The sequence below is a fragment of the Acinetobacter sp. SCLZS86 genome (assembly GCF_021560715.1).
Lineage (GTDB): Bacteria > Pseudomonadota > Gammaproteobacteria > Pseudomonadales > Moraxellaceae > Acinetobacter > Acinetobacter towneri_A.
This window is the reverse complement of record NZ_CP090864.1, coordinates 977,839-995,482: the sequence shown is the minus strand read 5'-3', so window position 1 is coordinate 995,482 and position 17,644 is coordinate 977,839. Positions and strand designations below refer to the sequence as shown.

General features: G+C 38.4%; 20 protein-coding genes and 1 pseudogene. 11 read left to right on the top strand and 10 right to left on the bottom strand.

Annotation, left to right across the window (positions count from 1 at the left end):
- Nucleotides 1-57: 57 nt before the first annotated feature.
- The 4 genes from LZP46_RS04640 to LZP46_RS04625 form a co-directional block, all read right to left on the bottom strand.
- Nucleotides 58-372 carry a BrnA antitoxin family protein gene (locus LZP46_RS04640; protein WP_004740255.1) on the bottom strand — a complete coding sequence of 105 codons (315 nt, stop codon included), beginning with the start codon at nt 370-372 and terminating at the stop codon, nt 58-60.
- Nucleotides 335-646, bottom strand: a complete 312-nt coding sequence (locus LZP46_RS04635; protein ID WP_236094817.1) for a BrnT family toxin — start codon at nt 644-646, stop codon at nt 335-337. Before LZP46_RS04635 ends, LZP46_RS04640 begins: the two co-directional genes overlap by 38 nt.
- A gap of 248 nt (nt 647-894) precedes the next feature.
- Nucleotides 895-1,845 (bottom strand): sensor domain-containing diguanylate cyclase, encoded by a 951-nt coding sequence (locus LZP46_RS04630; RefSeq protein ID WP_236094816.1) that lies wholly within the window; start codon nt 1,843-1,845, stop codon nt 895-897.
- Nucleotides 1,846-1,918: 73 nt separating this feature from the next.
- A protein-coding gene (locus LZP46_RS04625) for an IS5 family transposase (protein ID WP_236094813.1) occupies nt 1,919-2,741 on the bottom strand; the annotation gives its coding sequence in 2 pieces (ribosomal slippage) (nt 1,919-2,359 and nt 2,361-2,741; 822 coding nt in all).
- A gap of 165 nt (nt 2,742-2,906) precedes the next feature.
- Here LZP46_RS04625 and LZP46_RS04620 point away from each other — a divergent pair.
- The 8 genes and pseudogenes from LZP46_RS04620 to tnpC all read left to right on the top strand — a co-directional run bounded on the left by LZP46_RS04620 (nt 2,907) and on the right by tnpC (nt 11,197).
- Nucleotides 2,907-3,982 (top strand): IS3 family transposase gene (locus LZP46_RS04620; protein ID WP_085946061.1). Its coding sequence is split into 2 segments (ribosomal slippage): nt 2,907-3,159 and nt 3,159-3,982, totalling 1,077 coding nucleotides; the frame shifts between segments, so codons are not numbered across the junction.
- Between the two features lie 35 nt (nt 3,983-4,017).
- A pseudogene (locus LZP46_RS04615) lies at nt 4,018-4,358 on the top strand (transposase); the annotation flags it as partial.
- Nucleotides 4,359-4,493: 135 nt separating this feature from the next.
- The gene (locus LZP46_RS04610) at nt 4,494-7,436 is read left to right on the top strand and encodes a bifunctional diguanylate cyclase/phosphodiesterase (RefSeq protein ID WP_178319640.1); all 2,943 of its coding nucleotides are present in this window, start codon (nt 4,494-4,496) and stop codon (nt 7,434-7,436) included.
- 572 nt (nt 7,437-8,008) lie between these two features.
- Nucleotides 8,009-8,365, top strand: a complete 357-nt coding sequence (locus LZP46_RS04605) for a type II toxin-antitoxin system RelE/ParE family toxin (RefSeq protein ID WP_096902775.1) — start codon at nt 8,009-8,011, stop codon at nt 8,363-8,365.
- Nucleotides 8,358-8,660 carry a helix-turn-helix domain-containing protein gene (locus LZP46_RS04600; RefSeq protein ID WP_096902776.1) on the top strand — a complete coding sequence of 101 codons (303 nt, stop codon included), beginning with the start codon at nt 8,358-8,360 and terminating at the stop codon, nt 8,658-8,660. The genes LZP46_RS04605 and LZP46_RS04600 overlap by 8 nt, the downstream gene beginning before the upstream one ends.
- A 142-nt stretch (nt 8,661-8,802) precedes the next feature.
- On the top strand, nt 8,803-9,186 hold the full coding sequence (gene tnpA / locus LZP46_RS04595) for an IS66-like element accessory protein TnpA (RefSeq protein WP_046880031.1): 384 nt from the start codon (nt 8,803-8,805) through the stop codon (nt 9,184-9,186).
- Nucleotides 9,183-9,518: an IS66 family insertion sequence element accessory protein TnpB gene (gene tnpB, locus LZP46_RS04590; RefSeq protein ID WP_000619347.1), complete on the top strand. Its 336-nt coding sequence runs from the start codon at nt 9,183-9,185 to the stop codon at nt 9,516-9,518. The genes tnpA and tnpB overlap by 4 nt, the downstream gene beginning before the upstream one ends.
- A 74-nt stretch (nt 9,519-9,592) precedes the next feature.
- Nucleotides 9,593-11,197, top strand: coding sequence for an IS66 family transposase (tnpC, locus tag LZP46_RS04585; RefSeq protein WP_236094112.1), 1,605 nt, complete (start codon nt 9,593-9,595; stop codon nt 11,195-11,197).
- A gap of 62 nt (nt 11,198-11,259) precedes the next feature.
- Here the strand turns inward: tnpC and LZP46_RS04580 are convergent, their stop codons facing one another.
- On the bottom strand, nt 11,260-12,261 hold the full coding sequence (locus tag LZP46_RS04580; protein WP_178319673.1) for a hypothetical protein: 1,002 nt from the start codon (nt 12,259-12,261) through the stop codon (nt 11,260-11,262).
- Between the two features lie 453 nt (nt 12,262-12,714).
- On the opposite strand from LZP46_RS04580, the gene LZP46_RS04575 reads away from it, so the two are divergent.
- On the top strand, nt 12,715-12,924 hold the full coding sequence (locus LZP46_RS04575) for a hypothetical protein (protein WP_004976362.1): 210 nt from the start codon (nt 12,715-12,717) through the stop codon (nt 12,922-12,924).
- A gap of 249 nt (nt 12,925-13,173) precedes the next feature.
- Complete coding sequence (locus LZP46_RS04570) at nt 13,174-14,628, top strand: SulP family inorganic anion transporter (protein ID WP_236094812.1); 1,455 nt, start codon at nt 13,174-13,176, stop codon at nt 14,626-14,628.
- Nucleotides 14,629-14,738: 110 nt separating this feature from the next.
- On the opposite strand, the gene LZP46_RS04565 is transcribed toward LZP46_RS04570, so the two are convergent.
- Nucleotides 14,739-15,029, bottom strand: a complete 291-nt coding sequence (locus LZP46_RS04565; protein WP_004969304.1) for an addiction module antidote protein — start codon at nt 15,027-15,029, stop codon at nt 14,739-14,741.
- Between the two features lies 1 nt (nt 15,030).
- Entirely contained in the window at nt 15,031-15,327 is a 297-nt protein-coding gene (locus tag LZP46_RS04560) for a type II toxin-antitoxin system RelE/ParE family toxin (RefSeq protein WP_004647749.1), read from the bottom strand.
- Between the two features lie 216 nt (nt 15,328-15,543).
- On the opposite strand from LZP46_RS04560, the gene LZP46_RS16295 reads away from it, so the two are divergent.
- A complete protein-coding gene (locus tag LZP46_RS16295; RefSeq protein ID WP_004969301.1) occupies nt 15,544-15,669 on the top strand; it encodes a hypothetical protein in 126 nt (41 codons plus the stop codon).
- Nucleotides 15,670-15,866: 197 nt separating this feature from the next.
- Here the strand turns inward: LZP46_RS16295 and LZP46_RS04555 are convergent, their stop codons facing one another.
- The 3 genes from LZP46_RS04555 to LZP46_RS04545 form a co-directional block, all read right to left on the bottom strand.
- Nucleotides 15,867-16,436, bottom strand: coding sequence for a hypothetical protein (locus LZP46_RS04555; protein WP_178319642.1), 570 nt, complete (start codon nt 16,434-16,436; stop codon nt 15,867-15,869).
- Nucleotides 16,437-16,555: 119 nt separating this feature from the next.
- Nucleotides 16,556-16,843: a hypothetical protein gene (locus tag LZP46_RS04550; RefSeq protein WP_178319641.1), complete on the bottom strand. Its 288-nt coding sequence runs from the start codon at nt 16,841-16,843 to the stop codon at nt 16,556-16,558.
- 220 nt (nt 16,844-17,063) lie between these two features.
- Nucleotides 17,064-17,630 carry a recombinase family protein gene (locus LZP46_RS04545; RefSeq protein ID WP_236095172.1) on the bottom strand — a complete coding sequence of 189 codons (567 nt, stop codon included), beginning with the start codon at nt 17,628-17,630 and terminating at the stop codon, nt 17,064-17,066.
- Nucleotides 17,631-17,644 lie beyond the last annotated feature (14 nt).

Sequence of the window (17,644 nt, the reverse complement as noted above, 5' to 3'; positions counted from 1 at the left end):
TAGGTAGGACATTTCTACTTAGGAATAACACAAAAATGGGAGCCTAAGCTCCCATTTTTATTGATGATTTTTTAATTCTTTAAGCATGGCATCCCGTAAAATTTTATTCATTCGTGTTTGATAGCCTTTGCCTTGGGCTTTTAGCCACTGCATGACATCTGCATCGATGCGAACCGTAGTTACTTGTTTAGTCGGCTTGTAAAATGGATTTTGCACTGCATTTTTCCAGAAGCTGTCATCAAGTTCAGGAATATCTGAAAAATCGATTTCACTGTCTGGACGTTTATCTAATGCTTCAAGTCTTGCCTTTTGTTCTTCAGACAAAACAGGAGGATTATTCAAATCCATTTTGTAAGTAACGGTTTTGCTCATACTGTTTCCTCTCTTTTTTCTCTGCCTGTCGTGCCGAAATAATGCGGATATGATCCATCCCATTATGGTCTTGTACTGTGTGGGCCACCAATAAAACAGCTTGCCCATGTACCATACCTATCGCTTGCCAACGATATTCACCATTTTCAAAGCGATCCTGTTTGAATACGGCATAGGCATCGTAAAAAACCAAGGTTGCATCTTCAAAAGCTACACCATGTTTTTTGAGGTTTGTTTCTGCTTTATGCTCATCCCATGAAAACTCAATTTCCATAGTTGTATCGCTTTTTGTTAATATAAAAATGTTAATACAAAATTGTAAATTTTGCAAAATTTAGCCAATTTTTATTGGCAAAAAATATCAAAACTGCTCATAAAAAAGCCGATTTGTTTCAAAATCGGCTTTTTTTGCATTTTTGGCTTTTTAAGGTTTTATTAAGTATCTGATATTTATATTAATATACAAGTGTATTGCGTATAACCACCATTATGTTAATTGTAGGAAAACTTAATTTTATTACCTTATTGAGACATATCTTTGATTTGACGTTTATGTCTATACATTTGCTTATCTGCTTCAACTACTGTTTGTTGTAAATCCGTCCCTGGTTGACGTGCTGCAACACCAATAGCAGCATTAATTCCAGCCTGTTTTAAGGATTCTGAAATTCGATTTGCTAGTTTTTGAGTATTTTCTAAGTTAGTTTCAATATTTAAAATACCAAACTCATCTCCTCCTAAACGTGCAACTAAATCATTAGAGCGCACAGTTCTTTTGATAATTTGGACTGTTTCTTGAATCATCTGATCACCTTTTAAATGACCAAATTTATCATTTATATATTTTAAATCATTTAAATCTATGACAATAATTGTTGTTGAGTGTCCGTAAATTTTACACCGACTTTCTTCTAAATCTAAAAGTTTATCCCAAGCACGACGATTAAAAACACCCGTTAAATGATCGGTTAGCGAATCCATTTCAAGCTTTTCACTAACTCTTTTTTGTTCATTAATTTTAAGTTCATTTTGTAAAATTCGACTAAGTAATAAGCTAAACAATTCTAATAGATCACTATATTGTTCTATACTTTGAGGCTGTACTGATGGATCAATAGCACATAATGTGCCGAAAATAGAACCATCCTCATTGAATAAAGGTTGCCCAATATAGGCATTTATATCCACTACCTTATTAATTCCAGCCTCTTCATATAATGGAATTTTTTTTGAATCATGTGCTATACGTGGCCCCTTGCCTAGTACCATCTTAGAACAATATGAATCAGTCCAATTAAAAACTTGTCCTGCCTGTACTCCATATCCACTGTCTTTAGCTTGAAGAACTATCCAATCATTACTTTCAGTACGAGTAATCATCCATAAAGCAAAGCCTAAGTGATTATGTAAATACTCTAAAATGGCTTTACCAGCATCTTTAAAATCTTTAAAGTTTTCATAAAAAAGACTCATAACTACTCACTATCAATACTTTAAAAATTTATATAACTTTATTTTAACAATAGTAGATCTCTTGCGAAAGTCATTATTGAAAATTTATCCGGTTTACCAGTGCAGCGATTAAGTTAATGCGTAAACCGAATCTTTTCCGTCTATTTCGATAGCGTTCACTTAATATTCTAAATGTCTTCAATTGACTATTGATGTGTTCGATCACAACTCGTATTTTTCCAATCATTTTATTGTACTTTTTCTCAACATCAAATAAGGGGGAATTCTTCTTTTTCTTTATTGGCATCAATAATTTAAAGTCATCTTGCTCTAATCCGTAGTACCCTAAATCGGTCATAACATATTCACAATGTTTGAATTTCTTAACCGTTTTTCTTGCCAATTTAATATCATGCTGACTGCCATTCGATATATCTAGCCCTATGATTTGTTTGCTGTTCGGATGATAGATCACTTGTGCTTTTAGCGTATGTTTCTTCTTTTTACCACTGTAGAACTTACTCTGATTTTTTTTTCGGACGTTCTATTGAACATTCTGTCGCATCAATAATGACCCAGTTAAAGTGTTCGTCTGCTGTGGTAATGCTTCGTTTTGGCAGAGTAAAACGTCTTGATTTCATCAATGCATCTTCAACCTTTTTAATGGTTCGATTCACATTACTTTCAGCGATATGGTAGTGTGCCGCCAATTCCAGTTGAGTACTGTAGTTGCGTAAGTAATTGAGCGTTAATAACAACTGATCCTCTATAGCTAAAGTATGAGGACGACCTGATTTCTTTTTGAGTGATTCTGCTTTTTCTAAAACCTCTACCATTTCGGTAAAAACTGGTCGAGGTACGCCAACCAAGCGTTTAAATTCAGAATCTGAAAAACGGTTTAAGTTCTGATATCTCATGAAACTTAGATTGAGGTGGTTTTTACTTTCGCAAGAGGTTTAGTTTTATTTAAATTATTTTATTTAAAGATGAATTTACAAATTTCATAGATATGGTAATCCCCCCTAAAAATAATAGGATCTAAAAGTAGAATTTTCTCTTAAGATACGAGCAGGAGATTCTGCATGAAAACATCTAAATTTACTGACAGTCAGATCATGTCCATCTTGAAACAGGCAGAATCTGGCACACCTGTAGCGACCCTTTGCCGTGAACACGGCATGAGTAATGCTACCTTTTATAAATGGCGTGCCAAATATGGTGGTATGGATACATCATTAATGGCTCGACTGAAAGAGCTAGAAGCCGAAAATACCAGACTTAAAAAGATGTATGCGGAAGAGCGATTAAAGGCCGAAATCATCCAGGAAGCGATGGCAAAAAAGTGGTAAAGCCATCTTGCCGGCGTAAGATGGCACAACAGGCAGTTGCCCAGCATGCCATTAGTATTCGTTTGGCTTGTAAAGCATTTGGCATTAGTGAAACCTGCTACCGCTATCAAGCCAATCTCAGCGATGACAATGCACTCATTGCTGAACAGCTCATTGAACTCACTGAGGAAAATTCCGATTGGGGCTTTGGTTTGTGCTTCTCGTATTTACGGCATGTTGAGAGTTGCTGCTGGAATCACAAGCGGGTTTACCGCATTTACTGTGAGTTGGCACTGAATCTGCGTATTAAACCGAGAAGAAGACTAAAACGGCATGCGCCTGAACCATTGAAAGAACCAATCCGAGAAAATCAGGTTTGGTCATTAGATTTTATGCATGATCAGCTTTCCGATGGTCGCAAGTTTCGATTATTGAATGTGATTGATGATTACCGCCGCGAAGGCCTAGCCATTGAAGCAGGGTTCTCATTGCCCACAATCAGGGTTATTCGTACGTTGAATCAATTGCTGGAGTGGAGAGAAAAACCGTTAGTGATCCGATGCGATAATGGTCCCGAATTTATCAGTCACGAATTTGTGCGCTGGGCTACTGAGCACGGTATTCGTATTGAATATATTCAACCGGGTAAGCCACAGCAGAATGCGTATATTGAACGCTATAATCGGACTATACGTTATAGTTGGCTGAGCAAGCATTTATTTGATACTTTGGATGAAGTACAAGATTATGCAACAAACTGGTTGTGGCATTACAACCATGAAAGACCACATCAAGCTAACAAAGGAAAGCCACCTCTAATGGCTGCTTAACCTCTACTTTTAACTTCGGTTATTTATGGGAGGATTACCGATCACCTGAAATATTTAATACAGACCAAGGCAGTCAGTTTACCAGTGATGCATTTATTGATGTATTGAAATCAAATGGCATTCAAATCAGTATGGATGGTAAACTTGCGCAGTATACTGCTCATAGATTGATAATGTGATGGTTGAACGATTATGGCGGAGCGTTAAATATGAAGAGGTGTATCTCAAAGCTTATAGCAGTGTCACAGATGCGAAAAAGCAATTGAGTGCATATTTTGAGTTTTATAATTTGAAACGACCTCATTCGAGTCTAGACAAAATGACACCAAATGAGTTTTACTATGATCAGCTACCCCAACAAAACAAGGTGGCTTAACTAGAGCGGAATATCACTTATAGAAGTTGTTCAAATTTCCGGGTCCATCTCTCTATCTCACAGAGCAAATATGCTGCAAAAAAAAAATCTATTTTTAAACTTCTTGTCCTGACTGTAGTGATCATGAATATGTTCATGATCAGCTTACTAGTCTATACCTTACATACTTCACGTGAGCGCGAAGAAGCTGAAGCTCGGACCAGTGTAGAAAATTTAACCTCACTGCTTGAAAAAAGCGTGAGCAGCAGTACTCAAGAAATCAATTTGTCTTTATATACCTTACAAACCTATATCGAAAAAGAATTACGTGAAAAAAAACAAATAAATCATAAAGAGATGAATATCTTTATTCAAAAAGAAAAAAATTGGATCGGTTCTGTTGCTCGAATACACATTACCGATGAAAAAGGTCAAGTCCAATTCGCTGATCATGATATGGACGGTCAGAGGTCTAATTATGCAAATTATAGTTTTTTTAAAGAGGCCCAACAAAAAAGTACGGATCAACTGTTTGTCACCAAGCTGATGAGAGATCCAAATGGCCAAGGCTGGGTTCATCTATTTGCACGACGTTACAATCAGGGTGATGGAACTTTTGCAGGCATGATTATCACTGCTTTACCTGCTAGCTACTTTAATCATCTGATTGCAGAACTGGATGTAGGCCCTAAAGGAGTGGTACTGTTACAAGACCTGGATATGCGAGTTATTGCACGTAATCCCATGCTTAAAACACCGAACGGAAAGGTGGGTTTTGTGGGGGGGCCACCGGAACTGTCACAACTGGTTCACTCCGGCGCACAGTCTGGCACTATTTATACTCGACGAACTACAGATAAAATCCCGCGTATTGGTAACTTTCGCAAGCTAAGTAGCATGCCTATTTTTGTTGTTGTTGCCTTCGGTGAAAAAGACTATCTGGCCCAATGGTATGAAGATGTTATTAAAGCCGTTTTGCTGGGATTACTCTTCATTGCGGTGACCACGATTGCTGGATGGTTACTTTGGCGGCAAATTCGGGCAAATATGTTGACCAATCGTCGTAGTCGGATGCTGTTACGTAATGCACAAGATGGTATTCATGTTCTAGATCGCCAAGGCAAGCTTCTTCAAGGTAGTGATTCCTTTTTTCGCATGATTGGTAGTACTCCGCAGGCAGCCTTGGGCAAAACCCTGTGTTACTGGGATAACGACTATAATAAGGCTGAGTTGCAAGAGCTGATCAATAGAGGGATTTCTACACCTGGAGGTATTCGCTTTGAAACCTGTTATCTAAACGCCCAAGGTGAGTGTTATCCGGTAGAAGTCAGTTCAATCCTGGTGCATCTTGATGATGAGGTATTCTTCTGCTCGGCACGTGATATTACCGAACGTAAAAAAGCAGAAGAAAACCTGCGTATTGCAGCGACCGCATTTAACTCTCAAGTCGGGATGATGATTACAGATCCTCATTTGGTTATTTTACGCACTAATCATGCTTTTACAGAAATTACTGGCTATAGTGAACAAGAGTTGATTGGTTATACACCTAAAATCTTACAATCAGGCCTGCATGACAAAAACTTCTATACCAGCATGTGGAACCATATTCGCACGACAGGATCTTGGCAGGGTGAAATCTGGAATAAGCGCAAAAATGGCGGACTGTATCCACAACACATCTTGATTGCTGCTGTACGTGATGAGCATGGCCAAACCACACATTATGTTGCAACGATTAACGATATTTCTGCCTATAAAGCTGCAGAAGAAAAAGTACACTTGCTAGCGTTTTATGACTCTCTGACTAAACTGCCAAACCGTAGCCTATTTTTGGAACACCTTGAACAGAGCATGAGAGATACAAAAAATAAAAAACAGCTCGGCGCTGTTCTGTTAATAGATCTGGATAATTTTAAAGCTATAAATGACACTGCAGGCCATGAAACCGGAGACTACTTATTACAGCAAGTCGCAACTCGCCTGCTAGAATGCGTAGAAGCCAATCAAATGGTTGCACGACTGGGAAGTGATGAATTTGTGGTTCTGCTTGATCATCTTGGAAGCTCAGAGATGGAAGCTATCCCACAACTAGAAAAAACCGCAAAATATATTTTACAGACACTCACTCAACCTTACTTTTTGGCCGACTCTGAATATCATAATTCAGCCAGTATTGGGATCAGCCTATTTGGGATAGAAGCATGTGAAAATATCCAAGATCCAATTAAACGTGCTGATATGGCACTGTCTGACGCAAAGAATTATGGTCGAAATACTTATCGCTTTTTTGATCCTGAGATTCAATCTCAGGTTCAGGAGCGTGCTGAGATTGATACCGGATTACGACAAGCACTAGAAAAAAACCAGCTGGTATTATATTACCAGCCACAAGTGAATGGTGCACAACAGGTGACAGGAGTAGAAGCCTTGTTACGTTGGCTGCATCCAGTTAAAGGAATGATTTCCCCTGCTCGTTTTATACCCGTCGCAGAAGAAAATGGTTTCATTATTACTCTGGGTCAATGGGTACTGGAAAGTGCCTGCCAACAATTGAGTGACTGGGCCAAGTATCCGCAAACTGCTCACCTCAGCATGGCTGTAAATGTCAGTGCTAGCCAATTTGCTCGCGATGAATTTGTTCAAGACGTACTCGAAATTCTGGAACGTACACAAGCTCCCGCACACTTACTCAAACTTGAACTTACCGAAAGCGCCTTAGTGATGCGGGTAGAAGACATTATTGAAAAAATGACGGTTCTTAAACGTTACGGGGTGATGTTCTCTCTAGATGATTTTGGTACAGGATATTCTTCTTTAACTTATTTACAGCGGATTCCGATTGATCAATTAAAAATTGATCAAGGTTTTGTTCGGGATATTATGGTGAGTGCCAATGATGCTGAAATTACCAAAATGATCATTGTTTTGGCAAAAACTTTGGGAATTTCTGTGCTGGCTGAAGGTGTAGAAACCGAAGCTCAACGGGATGTATTAGAAAAACAGGGTTGTTATCATTACCAGGGCTATCTGTTTGGTAGACCGATGCCGATTGATGAATTTGAGCAGTATTTCATACTTCATCGAACTCCGCATTGAATAGCCTTAGTTAAACTATATTGATGGCTTTAGATCAATTTGTCCCAACATATTGTTAAGAACCTAAAGTAATTTACCTGATAACTAATACAGAGGTGGGTAATACCCTCTGGAACGTTCTCGTTCAACCGACTTGGAAACAAGTCGGTTTCTTTTTAAGCAAAACTGTAACTTTTAGCCAATAAAATTGATCAAAAAACATTCGTTTTTACATTTTTTCCTGATTTCTCAAGGGTCACAGTTCAGAAATAATCCCCAATTTTTGCGGATAAACCTTGGGGTAAGTTTTGAGCAATCTTGTAAGCTCAGGCTGACATGAATTAAGGAGCATTGCGTCTATGTCACCCGTGAATTTTTTCATATGATGGGGACATAGAGAACAGGATGTTCCGAACAATAAGAATAAAGAAAATCGCACAAGGATTGGCAGGTACGACAGGAGTTATACCAAGCAAACCAATATGAAAAAGCCCGACAGGATGTCGGGCTTTTTTATTGCCTATCATTTCTCATTTGCAAAACAAGCATAATGCCCCTAAAATATAGACTATAATCTATATTTTGGTTGTGGTATGTGGACAGTCATTACGACAGATCTATTTAATCAGTGGCTTGAACAGCAAGATGAATCTACACAAGAGAAGGTCCTAGCTGCACTGGTTGTTCTACAGCAGCAGGGACCGAGTTTAGGCCGCCCTTTAGTAGATACTGTGTATGAGTCTAAATTTACCAATATGAAAGAACTGCGCGTTCAACATCGCGGTAGACCCTTAAGAGCTTTCTTCGCATTTGATCCCTTACGACAGGCTATTGTTCTATGTATTGCTGATAAAGGCGGTAAAAAGCGTTTTTATAAAGACATGCTGGATATTGCAGATGAACAATACCAACTTCATCTCGCCACCCTAGGAGATAAATCTAATGGCTAAGACTCTGCAAGAATTGTTAGCTAGCCGCTCTCCAGAGAGCCAAGCCCGTATTCAAAAAATGGCAGATGAATTACTGCTAGAAAATCAGCTTCATCTTATTCGTGAAGAACTCGAAATTTCTCAAAAAGAGCTTGCTGAAACTTTGGGAATAAAACAGCCATCGCTTTCAGCAATAGAAAATCGTGGCAATGATCTTAAGATTTCAACCATGAAAAAGTATGTTGAGGCAATGGGTGGGAAACTCCGTATTGATGTAGAGCTTCCAACAGGAAAACATATAGGATTCAAAGTTTAACAATAAAAATGGGAGCTATAGGCTCCCATTTTTAGATTCGTATAACGTGTATTATGGTAAGCGTCCGCTGAACACACCTTCTGAATTCATCCTATAAGCCTTAATTTAGTCCCCACTTAGAAACAAGTGGGGACTTAAATTTATGACTACAAATAATCAGACATCCATCGCATCTCTTGCGAAAAAACGAAGAACATACAGTGCTGAATTTAAACAGCAGATCGTTCAGGCTTGTAAAGCACCAGACGTTTCAATTGCTTCAGTCGCTTTGCAACATGGATTGAATACAAATCTTGTATCCAAATGGATTCGCTTAATTGATGCTAAGCCAGGGAGTGATCGCTCACCACTACCGAATAAACCTGCATTTATTGCCTTATCTTGCTCTGCACCATTAGATCCTACTCCTACTGACATGTTAAAAGTTCAAATTACTTTACCCCACTCAAAAGCAGAAATTGGCTTGAAATGGCAAGTATCGAAAATATCTGCTTTAGCAGAATTACTCAAGGTACTTGCAACATGATCCGTATCAATGAAATTTGGCTCTCTACCCAGCCCATGGATATGCGAGCAGGAATGGATACTGTCATGGCTCAGGTGGTGAGAGCCTTTGGCTACATCAAACCGCATTGCGCCTACCTGTTCTGTAATAAACGTGGTCATCGTATGAAAGTGTTGGTACATGATGGACTGGGCATCTGGCTGTGTGCCCGGCGTTTGGAACAGGGTAAATTTCACTGGGCTCAAGTTCACCAAGGTGAAACCGTGGCCCTCAGCCCGGAACAGTTACAGGCATTAATCCAAGGTTTGCCCTGGCAGAGAATTGGATTGCAGCAAGTGGTGAATATGCTCTAAACCAAGCTCGACCATTCTGCCATCCTCCAAACGTTCTATTTCATTCTCTTCATGACCTCAGGCATACTGCGGTCATGAATACGCTGCCTGACTTAAGCCAACTGACCCATGAACAACTGCTGGAATTCACCAGACAGTTGGCGATGCAGCATCAGTCTCTGGCACAATCAAATCAAGAATTAGAAAAATCAAACCAGCAATTAGATTCTAAAGTTCAACATCTTTCTATTCTCAATCAAAAATACGAGCATGAACTGGCGCTGTTTAAAAAGCACAAATTCGCCCAAAAGAATGAACACTTAACGGCAAAACAAATCCATCTGTGGGATGAAGCGGTTGAAGAAGATATTGCCGCGGTTGATCTAGAACTGGAACGGCTAAATGCAGATAAAACCAATGCAGCGACACAGAAAGCCAAAACCAATAAACCTAAACGTCGACCACTGCCAGATCATCTACACACCATCCGTATTGAGCATGAACCTGCATCAACCCAATGTGCTTGTGGCTGCCAACTCCGTCGTATCGGCGAAGATGTCAGTGAAAAACTACATTTCAGACCGGCACAGTTCTATAAGGAACAGCATGTGCGTGGTAAATGGGTCTGTGATCAGTGTGACACTCTGACTCAGCAAGCGATGCCCGCCTATGTGATTGATAAAGGCATTGCTTCACCTGAACTGCTCAGCCATGTTTTGGTATCGAAATATGCCGATCATTTGCCGCTGTACCGTCAGCGCCTGATCTATCAGCGGGCTGGCATTGATCTGTCCAGATCCACGTTATCTGACTGGATAGGTCGCTGCGGTGTAGAACTGGAACCTCTGGCCAATGCCTTAAAAGAGGTGGTGCTGCAACAGCGGGTGCTGCATGCAGATGAAACACCGGTCACCATCATGCGGATGGGTGAGAATAATAAAAAACCGAAGAAAGGTTATGTCTGGGCCTATGCCACTACACAGTACAATCCAGTTCAGGCGGTGATCTATGACTTTCAGGATAGTCGTTCAGGCCAGCATGCTGAAGAGTTCTTGAAAGGCTGGCAGGGTTATCTAGTCTGTGATGATTACAGTGGTTATAAAGCACGTTTTAAATCAGGTCAGGTCATTGAGGTGGGCTGCATGGCGCATGCGCGTCGTAAATTCCATGAACTGCATGTGACCAAAAAAAGTCAGGTCGCTGAACAGGCATTAGTGCTGATTCAGAAACTGTATGCGATAGAAGCAGAGCTCAGGAAAAAGACCGATGGTACAGCGGAAGACCGCCGCGAATACCGACAACAGCATAGTCAACCAGTGATGCAACAACTATATGAATGGCTCAACCAACATCATCTGACAGTGCCATCGAGTTCTCCCACCGCCAAGGCCATCAATTACACTCTGAAGCGTTGGCCAGCTTTAAGCCGCTATCTGGATGATGGCAATCTACCTATTTGCAATAATTGGGTCGAGAATCAGATGCGTCCCTGGGCGTTGGGGCGCAAGAACTGGCTGTTTGCAGGTTCGCTGCGCAGTGGTCAGCGAGCGGCAAACATCATGACTTTAATCCAGTCAGCAAAGCTGAATGGCTTGGATCCGTATGCCTATTTAAGTGATGTGCTGAAAAGGCTGCCGACACATAAAGTGACCCAGATTGAAGAGTTACTGCCACACTGCTGGAAACCTAAATCGAATTAAAAAATAGGTATGGGATTCAGCGGACGCTTACGTATTATGTTAATTTAAAATAACTTAACAAATCATGGTAAGTGATAAAGCATTACAGCAACTTGGACAATCTTACTTGAATCATCATTCATACGAAACTCATAGTTTTGCCATGTTTCATCACGTTCTGATGAGTATCTAAGATAATTAGGATGTTCACTTATATATTCACGAACTTTTTCTATTACAGATGTGAAGTCTTTATTTTCAACAAATAAAATTACAGCTGCCTTATTATCACGCCAAGATAGGTAACTAAGAAGTTGAGAAATTGTTTCTAAAAAAACTTCTTTGCCTCTCCAAAACTTACATTCTCCAACAAACTCATTAGATTTATTATTTCGAACTAAAAGGTCGGTTTTCCCTCGTTTATTAAATGTTTCACCAGTTGCAGAACCAGAGACAATACTTTCAAGAGATACTAAGATATGATCTCGTAAAGCTTCTTCATCCTTGTCAGCATAGGTCCTTGGCAATCTCTCAAACATTCTCCCAACAGAATGAATACACTCTAGAATTTTATTATATTCAGGAACTTGAAATGAGGATTGCTGTTGCCCAATTTCCCAACGATATAGATCATTTTCCTTTAAAGAGTCCAAGCACTGTTTAATAGAAACTAAAATATCTACTTGTCGGTCAAATAATCCTATCATTTGATCCACAGCCCAAGGACAATTAGCAAGCTGTTGAGCCTTATCTTTTGCAGCCTGAGAAACATCTCTAAGTTGATCTATTTGATAAACCCAACCACCATGAAATGAATCAACAAATGATTTTAATGTTGGGAAATATCTAGCATCGTTAAATTCAACGAGACGAAATGACATAAAGCCTGCAAGATTTCGACCATCAGCATAAATATCTTCTAAAGGATTGCGATCTTTAAACGGGAGATCATAAACATTTTTAAAATCTTCCTTATTTTTTAAATTCGGCCAATCATAAATATTATAATTATCAAAAACTTTTGCGTACTCTACCAATCGACTAAGTATTAAAGTAGCTGGTTGAAAATCACTTCTTATTTGCATATTCCCCCCAAATATCTTCCAAATTAAGAGGCTCAACACTTTATAGAACCTTAAGCCTAAAATCTATGCTTATGTAATGTACTACTATTGATATGATAATTTTCTGTCTAACAGAAAATCTTTATTCGAAATTCAATATAAGTGAATAATCCACCAATTTACAGCCCATTTAACATAATGGCCGTTATACGAAGTTGAAAAAATGAGACTATAGCCTTAATTTTTATGTATTTTTTAAAATTTAAGACCTAGGCCAGTGCCTAGGTTTTTTTATTTCGTATAATCGCCATTATGTTAAATAGATAGCAGTTGGGAGATTATTTATTCTTTCAATAGACAAAAACTTGCGGAATTTTTCTTAATTTGTAATCCTTGCGGCCAAGGGTGTCTAGCGTAGCTAAGACAGGTATTCGTTATAGTCGGGCCGCTATAATACGGATGACGAGTGCCTGTATGTTTAACCTAAATATCTTTAACAAGATCTCTAGCGAAGTATTGACCATCAAAAATGATCTTGAGCTGAATTCTGAAAATCAACTGATAACTAAGTATAAGACTTCTACTTCTGAAGATTATAAACAGGCTATTGTTTTGATTTTTAAAGAACGTGGCTATACACGTTTGGAAATAGGTCAATTACTTGGGGAGCCAAAAGCTTCATAAAATACCGATTAAACAAAGCTTGGATATAACATTCAGGCTTTATAAAAAAGTACCTAGCTGTTACCCTTGTCCTGATTTTTTTACTCTAAAACGTTCTTTCATCTTATGACACTTACGCCACCTTAAGTTTATTTACCGTCTTAAATCTGTAAATAACTCATCACTGTCTAGTGATGTGGTGTAGTCGCTTGTGTGTTGTATATATCACATCACTAGCCTATCTGAAAAATTAAAAAACAGGCTATGTTTATGTTGTCTAATGTCCGAGAACAGTGGTTCTCTAACATCCGTGGGGATGTACTTGCTGGATTAGTCGTCGGTCTTGCACTCATCCCTGAAGCCATCGCATTTTCAATTATTGCAGGTGTAGATCCTAAAGTCGGTCTATACGCATCTTTCTGTATAGCCGTCGTGATTTCTTTCGTAGGCGGTCGTCCAGCTATGATTTCAGCAGCTACAGGGGCTATGGCACTGCTCATGGTTACTTTGGTCAAAGAGCATGGGCTTGAATACCTGCTTGCAGCAACAATTTTGACAGGCGTGATTCAAATAATGGCTGGCTATTTAAAGCTCGCCAAGTTAATGCGATTTGTATCTAAATCTGTGGTTATTGGATTCGTAAATGCGTTAGCAATTTTAATTTTTATGGCTCAGCTGCCTGAACTGATTAATGTGACCTGGCATGTATATGCTTTAGTTGCTTTAGGTTTGGCGATTATTTATCTCTTCCCTATGATTCCCAAATTAGGAAAATTATTGCCTTCTCCACTTGTCTGCATCATTGCAATCACATTACTGGCAATTGCTCTAGGAATTGATGTAAGAACTGTGGGTGATATGGGATCGTTACCTGACACACTTCCAATGTTCTTGATTCCAAATATTCCTTTGAATATTGAAACATTGATGATTATTTTGCCTTATTCAGTCGCACTGGCGGCTGTAGGTTTACTTGAATCGATGATGACAGCAACCATCGTGGATGAAATGACAGATACACCAAGTGATAAATATCAGGAATGTAAAGGACAAGGTATCGCGAATATTGCTTCTGGCTTTATGGGGGGGATGGCCGGTTGTGCCATGATTGGTCAATCCATGATTAACGTGAAATCGGGTGGTCTTACACGCTTATCAACATTCTCTGCGGGTATTTTTCTTCTTATTCTGGTTGTATTTATCAGCGATTGGCTCAAAGTGATTCCAATGGCTGCATTGGTAGCGGTAATGATCATGGTCTCTATCAGTACCTTTGAATGGAGTTCTGTCACTCAGTTAAAAGATAATCCTAAGAGCAGTAATATCGTCATGATTGCGACTGTGATTGTAGTTGTTGCTACGCATAACCTGGCTTTGGGTGTGTTAACAGGCGTATTACTTTCAGCTTTGTTCCTAGCGAATAAACTTGAAAATGATATCCAAGTAATAGCATCTTTTGAAGGAATGGCCCGTTTATATGATTTGAGAGGTCAGATCTTCTTTAGTTCTTCTGAAAAATTCATGCAAGGGTTTGACTTTAAAGAGAATGTAAAGGATGTGATTATTGATTTGACCCATTCTCACATTTGGGATGTAACATCAGTCGCCATGCTTGATTCTGTTGTAAATAAATTCCAAAAGAATAGTGTGAATGTCACTGTGCGTGGTCTAAATGAAGCCAGCTCTATCATGATTGATAAGTATGGAACACATGCCAGAATCTAAGTTTTAAAAATTCTATATTTATGTAGAATCTCTAAAATTAACATAATACACCTTATACGAATCTAAAAATGGGAGCCTTTAGCTCCCATTTTTACTATATTTTTAAAGTTTTAAGCGTGTTGTACTGTGAGTTTTAATCCTAAAGCATTTACTACACGATTAATCGTATCAAAACGTGGTGCTGAATCCTGACGTAGGGCTTTGTAGAGTGCTTCACGCCCAATCCCTGCTTCTTTAGCGATTTGAGTCATGCCACGAGCTTTAGCAATAACACCAAGTGCATGGGCTAATTCAGCTGGATCATTTTCTTCAAGAACCATATTGAGATACATCACAATGTCTTCTTCAGTTTTGAGCGACTCAGCCATATCAAAACTTGGTAAATCAGCGACTTTAACCATTTTAATCCTCCAATGTTTTCGATAGTTTGACTGCCCGATCGATGTCTTGTTGTTGAGTTGATTTATCTCCACCACCAAGCATTACAATCACAACGTCACCATGTTGGATGTAATACATCCTCCATCCAGAACCGAAGAATTCTCTCATTTCCCAAACGCCATCTTGGAGAGGTTTAATGTCTCCCCAGTTTCCACGTTGAACCTTATCTAATCGACGATTCAGGCGGATACGGGTCATATTGTCTTTAATGCCATCCAACCATTCATCAAATTCTGGAAGACGTTTAATTTCAATCATGAGGATTCCTTATCTTCTCACTATATTGTATTCGATCGAATACAATATGCAAGTAATTTATACGAACATCCATTAATTTCGTATAACACCATTATGTTAAATACATAATTTTTTTGGTTAAAATTTAAACTTTTTTAGTGTTTTTCAGGCAAGATGCATATTTTTTTGAAGCCATACTTTCCTTGTCAGATGTTCAAACATTTTAAGGAGAAAGCAATGACACAAACAGCGAATGATCAACGTGCTACAGTAAAAAATCCTAATAATATTCAACATGCGCAGAATCAGGACAACCGTAGCCGACAATTGAATCCTAATCATAAACCTACGAAATCTAAATAAGGATGAAAACTATGAGCACAGCAGGTTGGCCTAGTACTACTGGAAATCCATCAGGTGGTGGCCGAGACAATAATCCACCTCGTAAATAAAAATTTATTTATCTTGTAATATCAATTCAGAAGGCCAAAGATATTGGCCTTCTGAAGGATATTTCTTCAGGAAGGCTTCCCATATCACGATAAAATCTTCTGATGTAGCTAACGTAGAAACGCTGGCTGTTTTTGAAAATGTTTATAATAAAAGTCTTGCCAAAAATATATTAACCATAGGCCAGCTATGGCATTAATACTTTCAAACCACTTATCTTCTGGAAGTTCATTTTTCAGGAATAAATAATTCTCTTCTGAGACTTGTTCATAAATTTCATCATTTTTAAACTCACCATAAGGTAGACCTAGGAACTCATAGACTTCATTCAAGTAGCATAGTCTTCTGTTTTCTCTAACTTTTTTAATTAGTTGTATAAATTCTTTAATTTGTTCATCTTCGAGAGAAGGATCTAACCATTGCTCAAAACCATTAGTTGGAGGAATAGTCTTCAGAATCTCGACTTTATGTCCTTTTGTTGCTTCAAACTTTGCATTTATCTTTAAGATAAATAAAAGAAAATCTGTAAAAGTTTTTGATGGGAAGTATGGTCGTTTATTTTTAAACTTAAACTTTAATGCTTGGTTTAGTGAGATTGATTGGAATCCCCACTTCTTAGAAATTAAATGATCTAAGTGAATTAAAATTAGCAGTATATTGACGCCAGAATTTCTAAGCATCTCATGACTAATAATATTCTTTAAATCACCGTTAAAGCTAAAGTTATTTACCAGAAAATCATGTAGTTTGCAGACATCTTCATATAAAAAATTATTTTTTTCTAATTCTGAAAATAGCTTTATATGCTCATTCCAATAAAAAAATCGTTATTCTTAATTGGATATAGTTCTAAGATTTTTAAGCAGTATGCAAAATTATAGTTTTCTTCATCTACAGCTAAAGAAGTTGCTGAATTAAGTACGAAAAACCCCATTTCTGAAGCAAATTCGGATTTAATTTTAACTTTAGCTATTTCATCATTTTTAAATGGAACATTAGTATATTTTTTCTCAATTTTACCTAGTTTCTTAGCCAGGTTTTTATCCATATTTTTCAATATTAAACAGTAGAATTCTAAAGGATTCATGGATGCCCTAATTTTTTAAAAAATCTAAAATTAACATAATACACCTTATACGAAATGCTTGATATTTCTCTTTAAATATCATTATATTAAAGCAAGCCGTTCTGGAATATAGGGCACCAGAGCGGCTTTTTATTGATTATTCATGTTCCACGCTTAAAATTCGAACAGTGTTTCATGATTTTTATAAGTTAAACTAAATTTAGTTGCTAATCCCAATAAGCTATTCACTAACTTGTAAATATCGGTATACCGCCTGACGACTAATCCCAAAAGCTTTCCCTAATGCCATTTTCGATGGATACTTCCCCTCCTTCCATGCTTGTCGTAAAGCTTCAGCTTGGTCAGGCTTTAGTTTATGCACCCGACCTTTGTACTTCCCCTGAGCAGAGGCGAGTTTTATTCCTTCCTTTTGCCGCTCTAAAATGATCTCACGTTCGAACTGTGCAAAAGCACCCATCAATTGCAGCATCAAATTATCCATCGGGGTGGATTCGGCTGTAAAAGTAATATTTTCTTTTACAAACTGGATGGCGATCCCTCGTTTGACCAGTTTATCTACTTCAGTGACCAAATCTTTTAGGCTTCGCGCAAAACGATCCATTGAATGTACAATCACCCTGTCCCCTTCCCGGACATAGTTCAACATTTCCTGAAATTTAGGTCGGTCAGTATTTTTACCTGAAGCACGGTCAACAAAAATCCGGTCGACCTCAATTCCTTCAAGTTGACGTCCAGTGTTTTGCTCGACAGAACTTACCCGGACATACCCTACTTTTTGGCCTTTCACTTTTTCACGCCCCA